14 protein-coding genes are annotated in these 16,406 nt (G+C 57.0%); 7 read left to right on the top strand and 7 right to left on the bottom strand.

Going from position 1 to position 16,406, the window contains the following annotated elements; all coding sequences use genetic code 11:
* The first annotated feature begins 73 nt into the window (after positions 1–73).
* Positions 74–1,522 (top strand): cobyric acid synthase, encoded by a 1,449-nt coding sequence (locus tag OE750_RS06900; RefSeq protein WP_263762863.1) that lies wholly within the window; start codon positions 74–76, stop codon positions 1,520–1,522.
* Between the two features lies 1 nt (position 1,523).
* Here the strand turns inward: OE750_RS06900 and OE750_RS06895 are convergent, their stop codons facing one another.
* The 3 genes from OE750_RS06895 to OE750_RS06885 all read right to left on the bottom strand — a co-directional run bounded on the left by OE750_RS06895 (position 1,524) and on the right by OE750_RS06885 (position 4,572).
* Positions 1,524–2,390 carry a hypothetical protein gene (locus tag OE750_RS06895; protein ID WP_263762861.1) on the bottom strand — a complete coding sequence of 289 codons (867 nt, stop codon included), beginning with the start codon at positions 2,388–2,390 and terminating at the stop codon, positions 1,524–1,526.
* A gap of 72 nt (positions 2,391–2,462) precedes the next feature.
* On the bottom strand, positions 2,463–3,872 hold the full coding sequence (locus tag OE750_RS06890) for a TolC family outer membrane protein (protein WP_263762858.1): 1,410 nt from the start codon (positions 3,870–3,872) through the stop codon (positions 2,463–2,465).
* A gap of 46 nt (positions 3,873–3,918) precedes the next feature.
* Complete coding sequence (locus OE750_RS06885) at positions 3,919–4,572, bottom strand: protein-L-isoaspartate O-methyltransferase family protein (protein WP_263762856.1); 654 nt, start codon at positions 4,570–4,572, stop codon at positions 3,919–3,921.
* 407 nt (positions 4,573–4,979) lie between these two features.
* On the opposite strand from OE750_RS06885, the gene OE750_RS06880 reads away from it, so the two are divergent.
* From OE750_RS06880 to OE750_RS06860, 5 genes are all read left to right on the top strand, one after another.
* A complete protein-coding gene (locus OE750_RS06880) occupies positions 4,980–6,578 on the top strand; it encodes an ABC transporter substrate-binding protein (RefSeq protein ID WP_318527984.1) in 1,599 nt (532 codons plus the stop codon).
* 96 nt (positions 6,579–6,674) lie between these two features.
* Entirely contained in the window at positions 6,675–7,661 is a 987-nt protein-coding gene (locus tag OE750_RS06875) for an ABC transporter permease (RefSeq protein ID WP_263762854.1), read from the top strand.
* 10 nt (positions 7,662–7,671) lie between these two features.
* On the top strand, positions 7,672–8,604 hold the full coding sequence (locus OE750_RS06870; protein ID WP_263762852.1) for an ABC transporter permease: 933 nt from the start codon (positions 7,672–7,674) through the stop codon (positions 8,602–8,604).
* A 14-nt stretch (positions 8,605–8,618) separates the two neighbouring features.
* Positions 8,619–9,605 carry an ABC transporter ATP-binding protein gene (locus tag OE750_RS06865; RefSeq protein WP_263762850.1) on the top strand — a complete coding sequence of 329 codons (987 nt, stop codon included), beginning with the start codon at positions 8,619–8,621 and terminating at the stop codon, positions 9,603–9,605.
* Positions 9,595–10,608: an ABC transporter ATP-binding protein gene (locus OE750_RS06860; protein WP_263762848.1), complete on the top strand. Its 1,014-nt coding sequence runs from the start codon at positions 9,595–9,597 to the stop codon at positions 10,606–10,608. Before OE750_RS06865 ends, OE750_RS06860 begins: the two co-directional genes overlap by 11 nt.
* Here OE750_RS06860 and OE750_RS06855 read toward each other — a convergent pair.
* The 4 genes from OE750_RS06855 to OE750_RS06840 are packed head-to-tail and all read right to left on the bottom strand — an operon-like array spanning position 10,589 to position 15,151.
* Entirely contained in the window at positions 10,589–11,449 is an 861-nt protein-coding gene (locus OE750_RS06855) for a hypothetical protein (RefSeq protein ID WP_263762846.1), read from the bottom strand. The genes OE750_RS06860 and OE750_RS06855 overlap by 20 nt on opposite strands.
* Positions 11,446–13,077, bottom strand: coding sequence for an acyl-CoA synthetase (locus OE750_RS06850; protein ID WP_263762844.1), 1,632 nt, complete (start codon positions 13,075–13,077; stop codon positions 11,446–11,448). The genes OE750_RS06855 and OE750_RS06850 overlap by 4 nt, the downstream gene beginning before the upstream one ends.
* Positions 13,074–14,246 carry an acetyl-CoA acetyltransferase gene (locus tag OE750_RS06845; protein ID WP_263762842.1) on the bottom strand — a complete coding sequence of 391 codons (1,173 nt, stop codon included), beginning with the start codon at positions 14,244–14,246 and terminating at the stop codon, positions 13,074–13,076. The genes OE750_RS06850 and OE750_RS06845 overlap by 4 nt, the downstream gene beginning before the upstream one ends.
* Positions 14,243–15,151 carry an IclR family transcriptional regulator gene (locus tag OE750_RS06840; RefSeq protein ID WP_263762840.1) on the bottom strand — a complete coding sequence of 303 codons (909 nt, stop codon included), beginning with the start codon at positions 15,149–15,151 and terminating at the stop codon, positions 14,243–14,245. Before OE750_RS06840 ends, OE750_RS06845 begins: the two co-directional genes overlap by 4 nt.
* A 212-nt stretch (positions 15,152–15,363) precedes the next feature.
* Between OE750_RS06840 and OE750_RS06835 the strand changes: the two genes are divergently transcribed.
* On the top strand, positions 15,364–16,362 hold the full coding sequence (locus OE750_RS06835; RefSeq protein ID WP_263762838.1) for a DctP family TRAP transporter solute-binding subunit: 999 nt from the start codon (positions 15,364–15,366) through the stop codon (positions 16,360–16,362).
* Positions 16,363–16,406 lie beyond the last annotated feature (44 nt).

The raw sequence follows: 16,406 nt of genomic DNA, 5'->3' as shown, positions 1-16,406 counted from the left end.
CACGCACTATTTTGCAAAATCGGCCCTCCCTCGGGGGCCTTTTTTGTGTCCGGGTTTCAGTGAAAGCGTGAGCATGGCAAACGTTGTGATGATACAGGGCATCGGCTCTGATGTGGGAAAGTCGCTTCTGGTGGCGGGGCTGTGCCGTGCGGCCGTGAATCGTGGATTGCGCGTGGCGCCCTTCAAGCCACAGAATATGTCCAACAACGCAGCCGTCACGGCGGATGGCGGCGAGATTGGCCGCGCGCAGGCGCTTCAGGCGCTGGCCTGCCGCGTGCCGCCGCATACGGATATGAACCCTGTGCTGCTCAAACCCGAAAGCGAGACCGGCGCGCAAGTGATTGTGCAGGGCAAGCGCGTGGGCACGCAAGCGGCCCGCGACTTTGGCAAGCGCAAGCAGAGCCTCATGGGGCCTGTGCTGGAAAGCTTCACACGACTCAAGGAAGCCTATGACCTTGTGATCATCGAAGGGGCCGGCAGCCCAGCCGAGATAAATCTGCGGGCCGGTGACATCGCCAATATGGGCTTTGCCGAGGCGGCGGGTGTGCCTGTGATCTTGACGGGTGATATCAACAAAGGCGGGGTGATTGCACAGATTGTGGGAACACAGGCTGTGCTGCCGGCCGAGGACGCAGCCCATATCAAGGCGTTTATCATCAACAAGTTTCGCGGCGATGTAAGCCTGTTTGATGACGGGTTGAGGGCAATCGAAGTGCACACGGGCTGGCCCTCGATGGGAGTTGTCCCATGGTTTTTCGACGCCTGCCGCTTGCCTGCAGAAGACGCCCCCGAGTTGACGGCCGACACGGGCGGAACACTCAAAATCGCTGTGCCGCTGCTTTCGCGGATTGCGAACTTTGATGATTTCGACCCACTGGCTTCGGAACCTGATGTGAACCTTGTGATGGTTCCGCCCGGGCAGACGCTGCCTGCGGATGCTGCGCTTGTGATCTTGCCGGGGAGCAAATCGACCATCGCGGACCTTGGCTTTTTGCGCTTGCAGGGGTGGGATATCGACCTTGCCGCGCATATCCGCCGTGGCGGGCATGTGCTGGGCATTTGCGCGGGGTTTCAGATGCTTGGCACGCGGATTGGTGACCCAGACGGGATTGAGGGGGCCGCCTGCGAGGTTGAAGGGTTGGGCTTGCTTGACGTGCAGACAATCATGAAACCCGAAAAGCGCGTGACGCTGACGCAGGCTCTAGAGCCTGAAAGTGGCGCGCCGATCAGCGGCTACGAGATCCACCTTGGCGAAACCACGGGAGCCGACTGTGCACGCGGCTGGCTTGAGGTTGAAGGCGCGACCCATGGCGCGCAGAGTGCCAACGGGCGGATCAGAGGGTGCTATTTGCACGGGATGTTCACATCAGACGCCTACCGCGCGGAATTCCTGCGCGGCTTCGGGGCAAACTCGACGCTGAGTTATGATGCAGATGTCGACGCTGTTCTGGATGCGCTGGCCGCGCATTTGGAGGCACATCTGGACATAGACCATATTTTAGAAATCGCTGCGAAAGCCTGAGTTATTCAAACTCTTGCGCCATAAGTGCGCGCTGAATTTCGCGGCGGACAAGCTTGCGCACATTGCGGGTGATCCGCTCGCCCAAAGCGCCTTGAAGCTCCTGGCGCACGATGTCAGCCACCATTTCACGCAGCGCGTCTTCATCGAGCAAGGTCTCATCGCCTGCCATAAAGTTGAAGCCGTCTTCGCTTTCATCTTCTTCGGTATACTCTGCATCTTCTGCAGGCGCTTCAGCACGGTGAGTATCGGATGTGACGAAGGGTTCAGGCGCGACATCAGGCTCTGTGCTGTGATCTTCCCAAGCCAGAGCTTCGCCGGTTTCCTCTTCTTCCCACTCGCCTTCCTGCGTTGAAACGGCTGCTTCAAGCTGCTGGATGCGATCTTTCAGGCTTTCGCCTGCATCTGTTGCGGCAGCGGCTCCTTCGGGCGCGGCCTCGCCAGAGGCGGATGCTGTCTCTTCAAAAGAAATGGTATCCTCGGTGAGAGCATCCTCGGCGTTTGCCTCTTCAGCCTGCGCGCCCTGCTCTTCAGCAGGCGATTCCGCAGTTTCTGCGTCTTGCCGAACTTCGGAGTCTCCGGTTGTGTCGTGCCGGAACTCTACATCCTGGGGCCCCGCTTGCTCTGTCTTTTGACCAGGCGCATCAACGACACGCAGAGCGGGCGTAAGCACAAGCTTATCAAGCGATTCTGCCTCGGAGGCCGACGCGGGCTTGGCCGCGGGGGCAACTTTCGCAGATGAATACGCAAGCCTTTCGGCAGCAGGAGACGCCTTCTGCACTTCGGTTTTTGTGCCGCCGCTTTCAGATACAAGCCGACGGATCGACGACAATACGTCTTCGATTTCCACGTTTGTTACGGGATCTGACATCTTATTATACCACTCTTGCCTCACGCCCAGTGTAGCGCGGAGGCGGGATTCTCACAACAGATATGAACGACTTTACTCTTTCCCGAGGGATTTAAGCACACGGTCAAGCTGCCGGCCTTGTTTGGACATATTCGTCGGCGCTGTTTTTACAAGGTTGTAATAGGCCGCCGGATCATAGCTTGGCACGTTGAGATTGAGCCGTTCCGCCGTGAGCAGCCCCATGGATGCGAGAAGCGTGTAGCCTGACAAAACCTCGTCAATCTGGGCAGACAGCAGTGTCACGCGCGCGTTGAGTAGTTCCTGTTCGGCATCGAGCACATCAAGCGTTGTCCGGGCACCGAGCGTGGCTTCTTCACGCACACCACGGAAGGCAATCTCCGAGGCGCGCACTTGCTGGGTACTTGCAACAACCGTTGCGCGGGAGACCTCGAGCAATGCCCAGGCGTTGCCGACATTCTGCGCGATCGATTGGCGCGCAACGTGCAAATCACCACGCACGGCATCACGCTGGGAGCGCGACTTACGCTCCAGAGCGCTGAGGCGGCCGCCCTGATAAATAGGCTGGTTGGCCTCAAGACCAAGGCTGGCGGAGCGACCATCGGTTGTAGAATTAAAATATTCGGAGACCCCGAGACGGCCCGAGAGCGTGACAGTGGGACGCTTCGCAGCCTCGGCGACCATAATACCAAGCTCGGCAGCGCTGACCTGGTGCTGCACTCTCTTGAGATCGGGGTGGGTTCTGAGTGCGATACCTTTTGCGGCGTCCAGCGTGTTGGCCGGTGTTCTGATGATACCGGGTTTAACAAGATTACCGGGTTTGCGGCCGACAGCGGCGCGGTAGGCCTCAACGCCGCGCGCCAGATCACCTTGGGCAGAGGCAAGCTCGGCGCGTGCTGCAGCAAGGCGGGCCTCTGCGAGCGACACATCTGTGCGCGTCACTTCACCCACTTCAAAGCGGTCACGCGCAGCGCGTAGTTCTTCGTTGATCACACGCAGGTTGTTCCGGCGCAACTGGACAAACTCGTTCGCGCGGCGAACGTCAAAGAATGCGTTGACTGCGGACAGCAACACCTGCTGCTCCACAGATACAAGTGTTTCGCGGGTGGCCAGAACGGTTTCCTTGGCGATCTCGATGTTCAGCTTGCTTGCGCCACCATCGTAGAGCATCAGCTCCGCGACCAGCCCGATTGTGCTGCCAACAGTTTCAGTGGTAACCGTTTGATTTGCCGAATAACTATAGCCCAACGTGCTGCTCCACGCCACAATCGGGCGCAGCGCGGCCATGGCCGCAGCCACGTCTTCATCAGCGGCGCGCAAGAGAGCACGGTTTTTGTCCATAAGGCCACTGTGCTTGTAAGCGCCAACCATTGCATCCGCGAGGGTTTCCGCATGGGCCTTGGCCGCGGGCATTGCCAACAGTGCCACTGCAGACACGGCAACTGCCGCATTCCGCACTGATTTCATCGTATAGCCAAGCCGCATAAGAGCCGCCTCCAATATTTATTTCATTCCAACCAAACGGCTGGCCTTAAAGGCAAAATGCCTCTGCCTTCTCGAAACCGGCCAAAACGGGTGCGCCCGCGTTAAACGAAAAGCGCCAGCTCATCTGTCCGTTGATTTTATGGCCGATGCGCACAGTTCCAAGCTTGCCTTCCGCAAAGATAGCGACCATGCGGCCCCCCTCTTTGAGCTGATCCAGAATGGCTTGTGGCACAGTTTCAACGGCACCCTCAATGGTGATCACATCATATGGGCCATGCTGCGGAGCACCTGCGGCAATCGGCCCCTGCTCAACGACAGCATTTACCGCACCTGCCTCGGCCAGTAGCGTTTCGGCTTCCCGCGCCAGTGCCTCGTCTTCCTCTACAGCAATCACGGCCTCGGCCATCCGCGCGATCACAGCTGACGAATAGCCCATGCCACAACCCAGATCGAGCACAAGCTCGTTTCCTGTGATATCAAGCGCGTCCAGCATCTTGGCCAGCGTGCGCGGCTCAAGCAGCACACGACCTTGCGCAAGCGTGAGGTTTTCCCCCAGATACGCTGCTTCGCGGAGCGATTGCGGAACAAAGTTTTCACGCTCCACACTCAGCATAGCTTCGATGATCGGAAATTTTGTTACATCCGAAGGACGCACCTGATTGTCTACCATCATGCGACGGCGAGCGATAAAATCTGTCATAAGTGAACCCGTTCGTTCAGAATCTATGCTTTAGTTATGACACTTTCCCTCGCCCCTATCAATCCAAAGCGGCAGTTCTGCGGGTTTCGGGCAGGCTCGATTTTTTGTTCGGCTCTATGAGGTGATCTGGCAACACTGAATGACGCGCGCGGCGCATAAACACCTCAACCGGCGCCGGATACATATCGGAGCCGCCAATTCGGGAATGCTACGGCATGATTATCGTGATCAAAAATTAGGCGCCAGAATGTATAATCTATATATTTAACAACATGCTACGGTAATTATTTTATTGCGTAAAAAAAGGGCTTGCTGCCAAACCGGCAGTCAATAGTATCGTTAGAGGACTTTGGGCCTCCTATTTGGTGGGCGTGCTTGAAAGTCGGAAAACAACCGGGAGACGAACAATGACCCTACTCGCACCACTTAAAAAATCGGGAATGGCCACCAAGCTCGCCACCTCTGCACTTGCCTTGGCAATATTCGCCGGCAGTGCCAGCGCCGAGACTATTCGCTGGGCCCGTGTCGCCGATGCGCTGACACTGGATCCGCATAGCCAGAACGAGGGCCCGACATTGGCCGTTCTCCACCACATGTATGAATCGCTGGTGCGCCGTGGGACCGACGGCTCTCTTGAGCCGCGTCTGGCGACTGAATGGAATATTCACCCCGATGACCCTACAATCTGGGTTATCAAACTGCGTGAGGGCGTGACTTTTCACGATGGTAGCGCGCTGACCGCCGAAGATGTGGTCTTTTCCTTTGATCGGGTGCGCCACGAGAGCTCGGGCTTCCGCGCGCTGCACACTGCCGTAACCGGCGCAACAGCCGTTGACGACTACACTGTGCATGTCCAGATGGAAGGCCCATCGCCGCTTTATGTGCAGAATCTGACCAACTTTTTCATCATGGACAGCGGCTGGGCGGAAGCCAATGACGTTGTCGCACCGCAAAACTTTGCCGCAGGTGAGGAAAACCACGCTGTGCGCAATGCCAACGGCACCGGCCCTTACACTCTTGTTTCGCGCGACCCCGAAGTTCGCACGGTGATGGCCTACAACGAGAACCACTGGGCCGAGGCGCCACAAGTTACCGAAATTATCTACACTCCGATTGCCGAAGCCGCGACACGCGTTGCTGCTTTGCTGTCTGGCGAAGTTGATGTGGTGCAGGACGTGCCGGTGCAGGACATCCAACGTCTTGAACAGACAGACGGTGTGCATGTCGTGACGGGACCAGAGAACCGGAACATCTTTTTTGCCTACGACGTAAGCTCGGAAAAGCTGGCATCATCCAATGTTGATGACAACCCGTTTGCCCATGCGGACATCCGCGAGGCTTTGGCGCTTGCACTGGATCGCGACGCCATCCAGCAAGTGGTCATGCGTGGACAGTCGCAGCCCTCCGCAGCTCCGCTTCCGCCATTTGTCAACGGCTGGACCGAAGAGCTGAACGCCTACAGCAAGCCTGATTATGTGCGCGCAGCCGAGCTTGTAAAAGCAATCTATCCTGAGGGTTTCTCGTTTGATATGCATTGCCCGAACGACCGCTACCTGAATGACGAGGCGATCTGTCAGGCCTATGTCGGCATGTTGGGCCGTATCGGCATTGAAGCGAACCTTGTGTCGCAGACCCGCTCGCTTCACTTCCCGCTGATCGAAAAATGGGAAACCGATTTTTACCTGTTGGGTTGGGGTGTTCCGACGTTTGATTCTGCCTATGTGTTCAACTTCCTGCTGCACTCACGTGAAGAAGGCTTCGGCAGCTACAACGGCTCGCGCTATGCCAACGATGAAGTAGACGCGAAGATTGAATCGCTTGCCACAATGACAGACCTTGACGCGCGCAATGCTGTCATCGCCGAGATCTGGGAGCAAGTTATGGAAGATCGTCCGATCCTGAACATTCATAACCAGCTGCTGGCCTATGCAATGCGCGACGGTATCAACCTGGCGGTACATCCCGAGAACCAGCCGCAGATGACGACGCTGACTTTCGACAACTAAACCAGCCAAAACCGATCGACCCGTGCGGGACCACTCGCGCGGGTCGTTTTTATAAACCATGCCGGCTTTTACTATTTCGACCAGTCAGGGGGTCTTATGCTTGCCTTTATCATTCGACGGATTGTGCAATCGGCCCTTGTGATGCTGGTTGTCGCATTGGTGGCCTTTGCGCTGTTTCGCTACGTTGGCGACCCGATCAGCTCGATGGTCGGGCAAGAAACCTCGCTCGCAGACCGTGAGGCGCTGCGCACCACGCTGGGGCTCAATGATCCTTTCATCGTCCAGTTCGGCCGTTTCATCGGCAATGCCATACAGGGTGATTTCGGTATTTCCTATCGCTTGCAACAACCCGTCATGGAGTTGATCCTGCAACGTCTGCCCGCCACGCTGGAACTGGCGCTTGTCTCGGGGCTGGCGGCATTTATTTTCGGGGTGTCAGCCGGAGTTTACACAGCGCTCAACCGGCGCGGCTTTTTGTCGACAGGCATCATGGCTGTTTCCCTGATCGGCGTGTCCCTTCCCACATTTCTCATCGGTATCCTGCTGATCTGGCTTTTCGCGGTCGAATTGCAGTGGCTTCCCTCTTTTGGGCGCGGTGATACCGTTGCCTTGCCCGGCGGCTGGACCACCGGATTTCTGACGTCCTCAGGACGCCAATCGTTGATCCTGCCTGCAATTACGCTGGGGCTTTTCCAGATGACCCTGATCATGCGGCTGGTGCGGGCCGAAATGCTTGAAGTGCTGCGCACCGATTACATCAAATTCGCCCGCGCTCGTGGCTTATCGAACCGCACTGTGCATTTCGGCCATGCGTTGAAAAACACATTGGTCCCGGTGATTACCATCACAGGCCTGCAACTGGGTGCGATTATCGCTTTTGCAATCATCACCGAAACCGTCTTCCAGTGGCCCGGCGTGGGTGCGCTCTTTATCAATTCGGTGCGCGCTGTGGATGTGCCGGTCATGGCCGCCTATCTGGTGTTGATCGCTCTGATCTTCGTCATCATCAACCTGATCGTCGATCTGCTGTATTATGTCGTCGATCCCCGCCTGCGCGTCGAGCGCGGTGCGGCGCGTCATTGAGGGCAGAACCATGAGTGACACCAAGACACCAAGCCGCCTCTTCCGCCTTTGGGACAGCGACATCGCCTATTCCTTCCGCCAGTCACCGCTTGCCATTATTTCGGGCGTGGTGGCGCTGGTGATTATACTGGCGGCGGCTTTTGCGCCACTGATCGCGCCGACCAACCCGTATGATCCATCCAGTCTGAACCTGATGGACGGTTTCACGCCGCCGATGCAGGAAAATGCCTTTACAGGCAGCACTTTTCTGCTGGGTGCCGACAACCAGGGCCGCGATGTTCTCTCCACCATCCTGTATGGTGCGCGCATTTCGCTTTTCGTCGGGTTTTCTGCCGTCATTTTTGCCATGGTTCTGGGGATCACTGCCGGCTTAATTGCGGGTTATCGTGGCGGCTGGGTTGATGCGGTTTTGATGCGTATCGCCGATGTGCAACTTTCCTTCCCGTCCATCCTGATTGCCCTGCTGATTTTTGGTGTGGCGCGCGGGTTTATTCCGCCGTCACAACGCGAAACGATGGCGATCTGGGTACTGATTGTGGCCATCGGCCTGTCCGACTGGGTGCAATTCGCCCGCGTTGTCCGCGGGGCGACCATGGTGGAGAAAGGCAAGGAATATGTGCAGGCCGCGCGCGTGATCGGGGTGAACCCGATCCGTATTCTGTTGCGCCACATTCTCCCCAACGTGATGGGTCCAGTGCTTGTGATCGGCACAATCGGACTGGCGCTGGCGATTATTGCCGAAGCGACACTCAGCTTTCTCGGCGTGGGCGTGCCCCCGACACAACCCAGCCTCGGCACGCTTATCCGTATCGGCCAGCAATATCTGTTCTCGGGAGAATGGTGGATCCTGCTGTTTCCTGCTGTCACGTTGCTGGCGCTTGCATTGGCCGTCAACCTGCTGGGCGATTGGCTGCGTGACGCACTCAACCCGCGTCTGCGCTGAAGGAGGCCAGAATAATGACCGAACCCTTGCTGTCTGTCCGCGACCTTGTTGTTGAATTTCCAACACGTCGCGGCATGTTGCGTGCGCTTGATGGCGTGTCTTTTGATATCGCACCGGGAGAAGTTCTTGGCATGGTAGGTGAATCCGGCGCTGGCAAGTCGATCACCGGTGCGGCGATCATCGGTTTGATCGAACCACCCGGCCGCATTGTGCGCGGTGAAATCCGTCTGGCCGGAGAACGTATCGACAACCTGCCCCCCGAAGCCATGCGCCGCATTCGCGGCAAGCGCATCGGTATGGTTTTTCAGGACCCGCTGACCAGCCTGAACCCGCTCTACACGGTTGCCCGCCAGCTCATCGAAACCATCCGTGTGCATCTGGATATGTCCGAGGCCGAAGCCCGCGCCCATGCCATCGGTCTGCTGGACCGTGTGGGAATTCCTGCTGCCGCGCGACGGATCGACGATTATCCGCATCATTTTTCGGGCGGGATGCGGCAGCGCGTGGTCATCGCGCTGGCGCTCGCGGCCGAGCCCGAACTTGTCATCGCAGACGAGCCGACAACGGCGCTTGATGTCTCGGTCCAGTCACAAATTATCGACGTGCTCAAGGAAATCTGCGCTGAACGCGGCGCTGCCGTCATGCTGATCACCCATGACATGGGGGTGATTGCCGAAACGGCAGACCGCGTTGCCGTTCTGTATGCAGGGCGCATGGCCGAGATCGGACCGGTGCGTGACGTGATCCTGAACGCCAGCCACCCTTATACGAGCGGGCTCATGGCCTCTATTCCGACACTTGTGCAAGACACCGACAGGCTGGTCCAGATTCCCGGTTCGATGCCACGGCTTAACGCTATTCCCTCAGGATGTGCCTTTAATCCACGCTGCAATCAGGCGTTTGAGCGGTGCCGCATTGAACAGCCGCCCTTGATTGACGTGGCACCGAGGCACGCAGCGGCCTGCTGGCTTGCTGAAGAGGAGACGAAAAATGACGGATAGTTTTCTCAGCGTCACCAACCTGACGCGGTATTTTGATGTCTCGAAACCATGGCTGAACCGCGTTCTGGAGCGCGAGGACAAGACCTTTCTGACTGCGACCGACAATGTGAGTTTTGACATTCGCAAAGGTGAGACTTTTGCGCTGGTGGGCGAGTCCGGCTCGGGCAAATCGACCATCGCCAAGATGATTGTCGGCCTGCTGGCCCCTTCGGATGGCACAATCGAAATCGCGGGTCGGCGTATCGGCCCTGATGATCCTGATGCCATCCGCACTGTCCGGCGACGGATGCAGATGATATTTCAAGACCCCTTTGCCAGCCTCAACCCGCGCTGGCGTGTTGGTGACATCATTGCAGAGCCGATCCGCACTTTCGGCTTGATGAGCGGAAACGACGTCACAAAAGAAGTCGCGCGTTTGCTTGAGGTTGTGGGGCTGTCCGCGACAGATGCGAGCAAGTTTCCACATGAGTTTTCAGGGGGCCAGCGCCAGCGTATCGCCATTGCGCGTGCCTTGTCTTCAAAGCCCGAGTTTATGGTCTGCGACGAACCGACGTCTGCTCTGGATGTATCTGTTCAAGCCCAAATTCTGAATTTGATGCGGGATTTGCAGGACGAATTCGGACTGACCTATCTGCTCATTTCACACGACCTTTCCGTGGTGCGCCACATGGCCAACAGGATTGGCGTGCTCTACCTTGGCCGTCTGGTTGAAGTTGCCGATAGCAAACGGCTGTTTGTCGAGCCGCAACACCCCTATACGCGGATGTTGCTGGATGCTGTTCCGGATCTGGCTCTGTCAGGGCGGCGGCGCAAGCCTGTGACCGGAGAAATCCCCAACCCGATCAACCCGCCGTCAGGATGTGCCTTCCATCCACGATGCCCGCTGGCCATCGAACGCTGCAAGTTTGAAATCCCCGAACCGCGCATCACTCCTACCGGAACAGCGGCCTGTCATCTGGTAGACGGAGATATCCAGCAGAGCGTTACGGGCGGCACAGAATAATTTCTGCCGTAATGGAAACGGGTGCACCGTTCCTTTGCACTGTGCCGCTGTAGATGTCTTTGCAGATGTCCACAGCGGACAGGGTGACGCTTGCCTGACCGTTTACCAATGCGCCAGAGCTGATGACAAATTCCGTAATGGCACTTGGCATGGGCGGCGCGTCCTGAAAGCAGGCACCGTTGAGGCTGCCAAGCCCGAAGATTTTTCCATCGCTGATACCAAAGCTACGGGCGGTTTCTTCGATCGCCGCGCACAGATCGGTATTGGGGCGCAGGGTCAGGATAACCGCGTCAGGAGCGTCCGCCGGAGTGTCGGCGGGGCACGCTCGGAAGAGATCAAAACAGGTTTCAGCGTCTGGTAGCCTCTCGAACCGTCCACCTTGAAACGCAATTGCGCGCAAGGTTACAGGCCGCGACACGGTGCAAACCAGCGCCAGCATATGCCCCAGCGTTGTGCCGTTTGCCGAGGTCCAGAGCCCGTGGCAATGGGTGAAAGGGCCGCCGCGGTGATGCCCGACAGTCAGCCCCCCCATGTCCACGCGGGTTTCTCCTTCCGGCTTGTAGGTTTCGCTATACCAGGCGACGCGAGTGCCATCAGGCGATGTGTCCGGCATGACAAAAGCGAAAGGCTCGGCGTGTAGCCCCGCCATATCCACCCATGCTCCATCACAGCCTGCGGCGGCCACGGCTTCGCAAATGGCGGCTTCTACCTGCTGGCCAGGCTCCAGATGAATGTCCAGATCACGCTTGCGCACAGCTATGGCTTCAATGCGGCTGGAGGCGACAGGCCCCGGATGAACCATCGGGGGGTTTATCGCTTTGGCAGGCACATCAGAGCTCATGCCAAGACTGTTCCGTCCAGCAAGCCGCGCTGTTCCAGTGTTTCGCGGATGATCTTTTTGGTGATTTTGCCATAGGCCGATTTGGGCATTTCCTCCAGCAGCACAAACCGCTTCGGCATTTTGTATCCTGAAATTTTTGGCTTCAGCCATGCATGGAGCGCTTCTGGCGTAGACTCGCACCCTTTGTGCAAGACGCAAACGGCGAGACCGGATTCTCCCCAGACAGGATCGGGCACACCCAGAACAGCAACTTCGCTTACGGCCTCATGTGTCAGGATTTTTTCTTCGATCTCACGCGGATAAATGTTCGAACCGCCGGAGATATACATGTCGGATTCCCGTCCAGTGATGAACAGATAGCCTTCGGCATCGACATACCCCAGATCTCCGGTGCGGAACCAACCCGCGCGAAAGGATTTGGCGTTGGCTTCGGGATTGTTGTAATAGCCCGCGAATACGGCAGGCCCGATGACACAAATCTCGCCTTGCTGACCCGTCTTTACTTCATTGCCCTCATTGTCCTGAATGGAAATCTCGATGCCGGTCCGCGGATAGCCGCAGCTGCCGACACGCATGTTTTCATCGTCTGTAAAATGCTCGTCGGGCGGGAGCACTGTAATATTGCCCGTCACTTCTCCGAGGCCGAAATACTGCACCAGAACATTGCCAAGAACCGATAGCGCATATTTCTGATCTGAGCGATACATCGGAGCGCCCGCGTAAATCATGTGTTTCAGCGAAGTGGTGTCATATTTGCTTACGCTTTCGTGCTCGACCAGCATTTTCACGATTGTCGGAACAGTAAACATATTGCTGATCCGATACTCCTGAACGATCTTCCAGGCGATTTCTGGATCAAAACGACCGGTTGGAAACAACACAGTCGCAGCCCCTGCGGCCACTTGGGTAAGTTGGTGGATACCTGCCCCGTGACTGAGCGGCGCAAGACACAGGGAGCGCGCCTGCGGGGTCGTTCCCGGCATCAGATCGTTCAAATGGTTCAAAAGGACAAACGCCATCTGCCCATGTGTCAGCACCGAAGCTTTGGGCCGCCCTGTTGTGCCGGATGTAAAGAAGAACCAGCAAGGATCATCGCGGCCCACTGCGCAGTTGGGAACAGTTTGCCCCATGTAGCTGTCGACCAGCGCATCAAAATCGTGCTCCTCTGCCCCCTTCCCGCCGATCACCAGTGTAAAGCGACGCTCGGGGGTGTCACAGGCCTTCATATGATCGGGAAATTCTGCACCGCAGATCATGCCCGACGCGCCTGAGGATTCTGCCAGCCAGGACACCTCCTCGGGGGTTTGTCGAAAATTAGCAGGCACCCAGACGGCGCCCAGCCGGAAACAGGCCAACATGGATTCGAACATTTGGTTGCAGTTCTGGGACTGAATCAAAATGCGGTCACCCTTGGTCACATTGAAACGCTCTTGCAGCCCGTATGCCAAAGCATTCACGCGGGCTTCCATTTGTGCCCATGTCCATTGTTCCTCGCCCCATACCAGCGCCAAACTGTCCCCCAGCCGCCGCGCATTGCGGGTCAGGTGATTGGCAAGGTTAGACACACGGGTTGTCGACGGGGCGATACCACCTTTCGGATCAGGGTTCGGGGAGGCCCAATTGTTCATTTTACACGCTCCAGAACTGACATGTAGTTGGCGACAGCCGCGCCACCCATGTTGAAAACACCGGCAAATCTTGGGTCTTTGGCTTGCATACCCTCGGGGGCTTCACCCGCGAGTTGCATTGCTGCCATGACGTGCATCGAGACGCCTGTCGCACCGATCGGATGACCTTTGGACTTCAGGCCGCCGGACAGATTAACGGGAAGGCGACCGTCTTTGTGAGTGATGCCGTCACGGATCACATCTGCGCCTTTGCCCGGCTCCGCCAACCCCATGGCCTCATATTCCAACAGTTCGGCGATGGTGAAACAGTCGTGCGTTTCGACCAGATCCAGATCATCAAGGGTCAGCGAGGCCGCTTCAAGAGATGCCGCCCAAGCCCGCTTTGCGCCATCAAAATTTGTGATATCACGACGCGACATAGCAAGCGTATCATTGGTGTGGGTCCGCGCGCGGAACGCGATGGCGCGTCTCAAATCAGCCGCCACATCCGCCGACGCCACGATCATGGCAGCCGCTCCATCCGACACTAGCGAGCAATCGGTGCGACGCAGGGGCGCGGCAACATAGGGGTTGCGGTCGGTGACCTCATTGCATTGCTCGAAGGTGAAGGGCTTTTGCATATGCGCATAGGGATTGTGCACACCGTTCTGGTGGTTTTTGGAGGCGATCATCGCCAGCGCATCGGAGCACTCACCATATTTTTCAAAATACTTCTGCGTGATCTGGCCAAACAAGCCTGCAAACCCGCCAGTCACATTTGCTTCTTCATTGCGGTAACAAGCCCCCAGAAGAATATCACCGACGTCGGCTGTCGGCAGCGCGCTCATTTTCTCGGCGCCCACCACCAATGCAATTTTACCGCGGCCGGATTCGATGAAATCAAGCGCGCAATACAATGCCGCCGAGCCGGTTGCACAGGCATTTTCCATGCGCACGGCGGGAGTTCGGCCCAGTTGTTCCATTGCCATGCCAACCAGGGCGCCCTGGAAATCCTGCTTTGAAAAACCGTTGTTCATAACGCCAACGAAAATGCCGTCGATGTCTGCGGCACCGACCCCTGCGTGTTCCAATGCTGGTGCGATGACTTCGGCCATCAAGGTTTCAGTATCCGGCGCAGCGGATTTTCCGAATTTACTGTGCGCCCAGCCGACGATCTGTGCATTCTTCATGGCAAATTTCCTTTGTTGAGTGAGTATGACCGGCTATCCCTTGGCAGCCGCGCCAGCTTGGTTGCGGGGGTTGCGGGCATCGGCAATCCAAACACCTTGGCAATGCGCGCTTCCAGTTTTGTGGTTTCTTCAATCAATGCGGCTCCGAGCTCTGCTTGACGCTCGGGGCCCATACGGCTGTCAATGGCGGCGATACTGAGCGCACCGGCCACGCGACCGTCGGGCATACGAAATGCCGCGCCGACCCCCCAGGAATTGGCCAGAACCAGCCCGGGGTTCAGAGAATATCCCCGTTCTTTTGCCTGAGCGATCAAAGGCCGCAGGGCCTCGGGACTAAAGCCCGGGAATTTCTCCAGCAGTATATCGCTGTTGCGATTCAGGATGTCGGCCTGCTCCTGCTCGGGAAGGGCGGAGAGAATCGCAAGTGATCCAGCACCCACACCCAACGGATGACGATCTCCGACCTTGAGCGCGTAGGTCCGGATGGGGAATGCGCCGTCTTCTTTGACCATACAAACAGAATGATAATCACGGCGCACAGACAGAAAGACAGTGTCCCCGCTCTGGCTGGCCAGATCCAGCAAACTGTCGCGGGCCAGATCAACAAGATCAAAGCGCTGCGCTGCCAACACACCGAGAACATAAGTCTCTTCGCCTAAAAAATAGCGCCGGTTTGTTGCGTCCTGTTCCACCATCCGCGCGCGCATCAGCGCCAAGAGCAAGCGCCGCGCAGTCGGACGGCTCAAGCCTGTGTTCTGAACAATCGCTGACAGGCCGATTCCCTCAACAGGGCTGCGGCCAATAAATGAAAGCAGGGCCAGAGCGCGGTCAACACTCTGGGCACCGATGCTTTCCGCAGGTTTTTTCACACCCGTCATTACGCCACGCAACTCCCGTATGTCCATAATGTGGATACCATCTTGAGTATCGATGTATTCACAAATCGGCTCAATACTTCATTTTGCCTTACTCTTGAGCAATGTTTAGCATGTTTCAAGACGTCAAATTGAAACCTACAGCAAGAATCGAAAATTTCTTCTTGCAACACCATCCAAAATATGGACCTCCTGTCGCCGGAGGCCTCCTATTGGGAGGATGGGAAACTGGAGGAAACAGAATGTCTAAACTAAAATTCATTTTTGCAGCCGCGATTTCAGCCGCTGCTGCTTTTGGCACGGTTGCACAGGCCGAAACGCTGCGCTTGTCACACAACACTGGCGACACAACATCCTGGCATCAGGGCGCCGAAAAGTTCTCGGAGCTGATGAAGGACGCAACCGGCGGAGACATGGACGTGCGTGTGTTCCCGAATGCGCAGCTGTCCGGTGGCGACCAGATGAAACAAGCCGAGATGGTGGGGCGCGGTGCGTTGGACTTTGTTGTCACCTCCGCAATTAACGTCACACCGATTGTGCCTGAAATGGCGGTTTTCTCGCTGCCGTATCTCTACTCGGGCTATGACGCCGTGGACGCGACAACAGCCGGTGCACCGGGTGATAAAATGAAATCCATCATGGCCGAGCACGGCATTGTTGTCTTGGCATGGGGCGAAAACGGCTTCCGCGAAGTCACCAATAATGTTCATCCGATCAAATCACCGGCTGACCTTAAAGGTCTGAAAATGCGCGTTGCCGGCCCGATGTATATTGATGTGATGACAGCTTTGGGTGCGAACCCGCAGCAGATGCAATGGACAGAAACATTCAGCGCGCTACAGCAAGGTGTTGTAGACGGTCAGGAAAACCCGATCGGTGCCGTGATCGTGCCCCAGCGCGTGTATGAAGTTCAAAAATACATCACGCCCTGGCACTATTCTTACGACCCTATTTTTCTTGGTGTGAGCCAGAAGAAATGGGACAGCTGGGATGCCGAGACGCAGGCCAAGGTGCAGGCTGCCGCGAGCGAAGCAATGGATTTCCAGAAAAAAGTCACGCGTGAAGGAACGGCCGCAGGCCTCGACAAGCTGCGGGCAGAAGGCATGGAAGTTTACGAACCTTCCGCCGAAGAACTGCAAGCATTCCGCGATGCCACAAAAGAACCTTTCGACAAATGGGCGGCCAAAGTCGGCCCCGAGCTTGTCGAGCTTTTCCAAACGGCCATCGACACTACAAACTAATTATCTATAAAAATGCGCGCTCCGCTTGTGGCGGAGTGCGCTGC

The organism is Lentibacter sp. XHP0401 (assembly GCF_025751535.1).
In the GTDB taxonomy this organism is placed as follows: Bacteria; Pseudomonadota; Alphaproteobacteria; order Rhodobacterales; family Rhodobacteraceae; genus Lentibacter.
The sequence above is the reverse complement of the archived record's forward strand: the minus strand, read 5'-3'. Positions and strand labels throughout refer to the sequence as shown.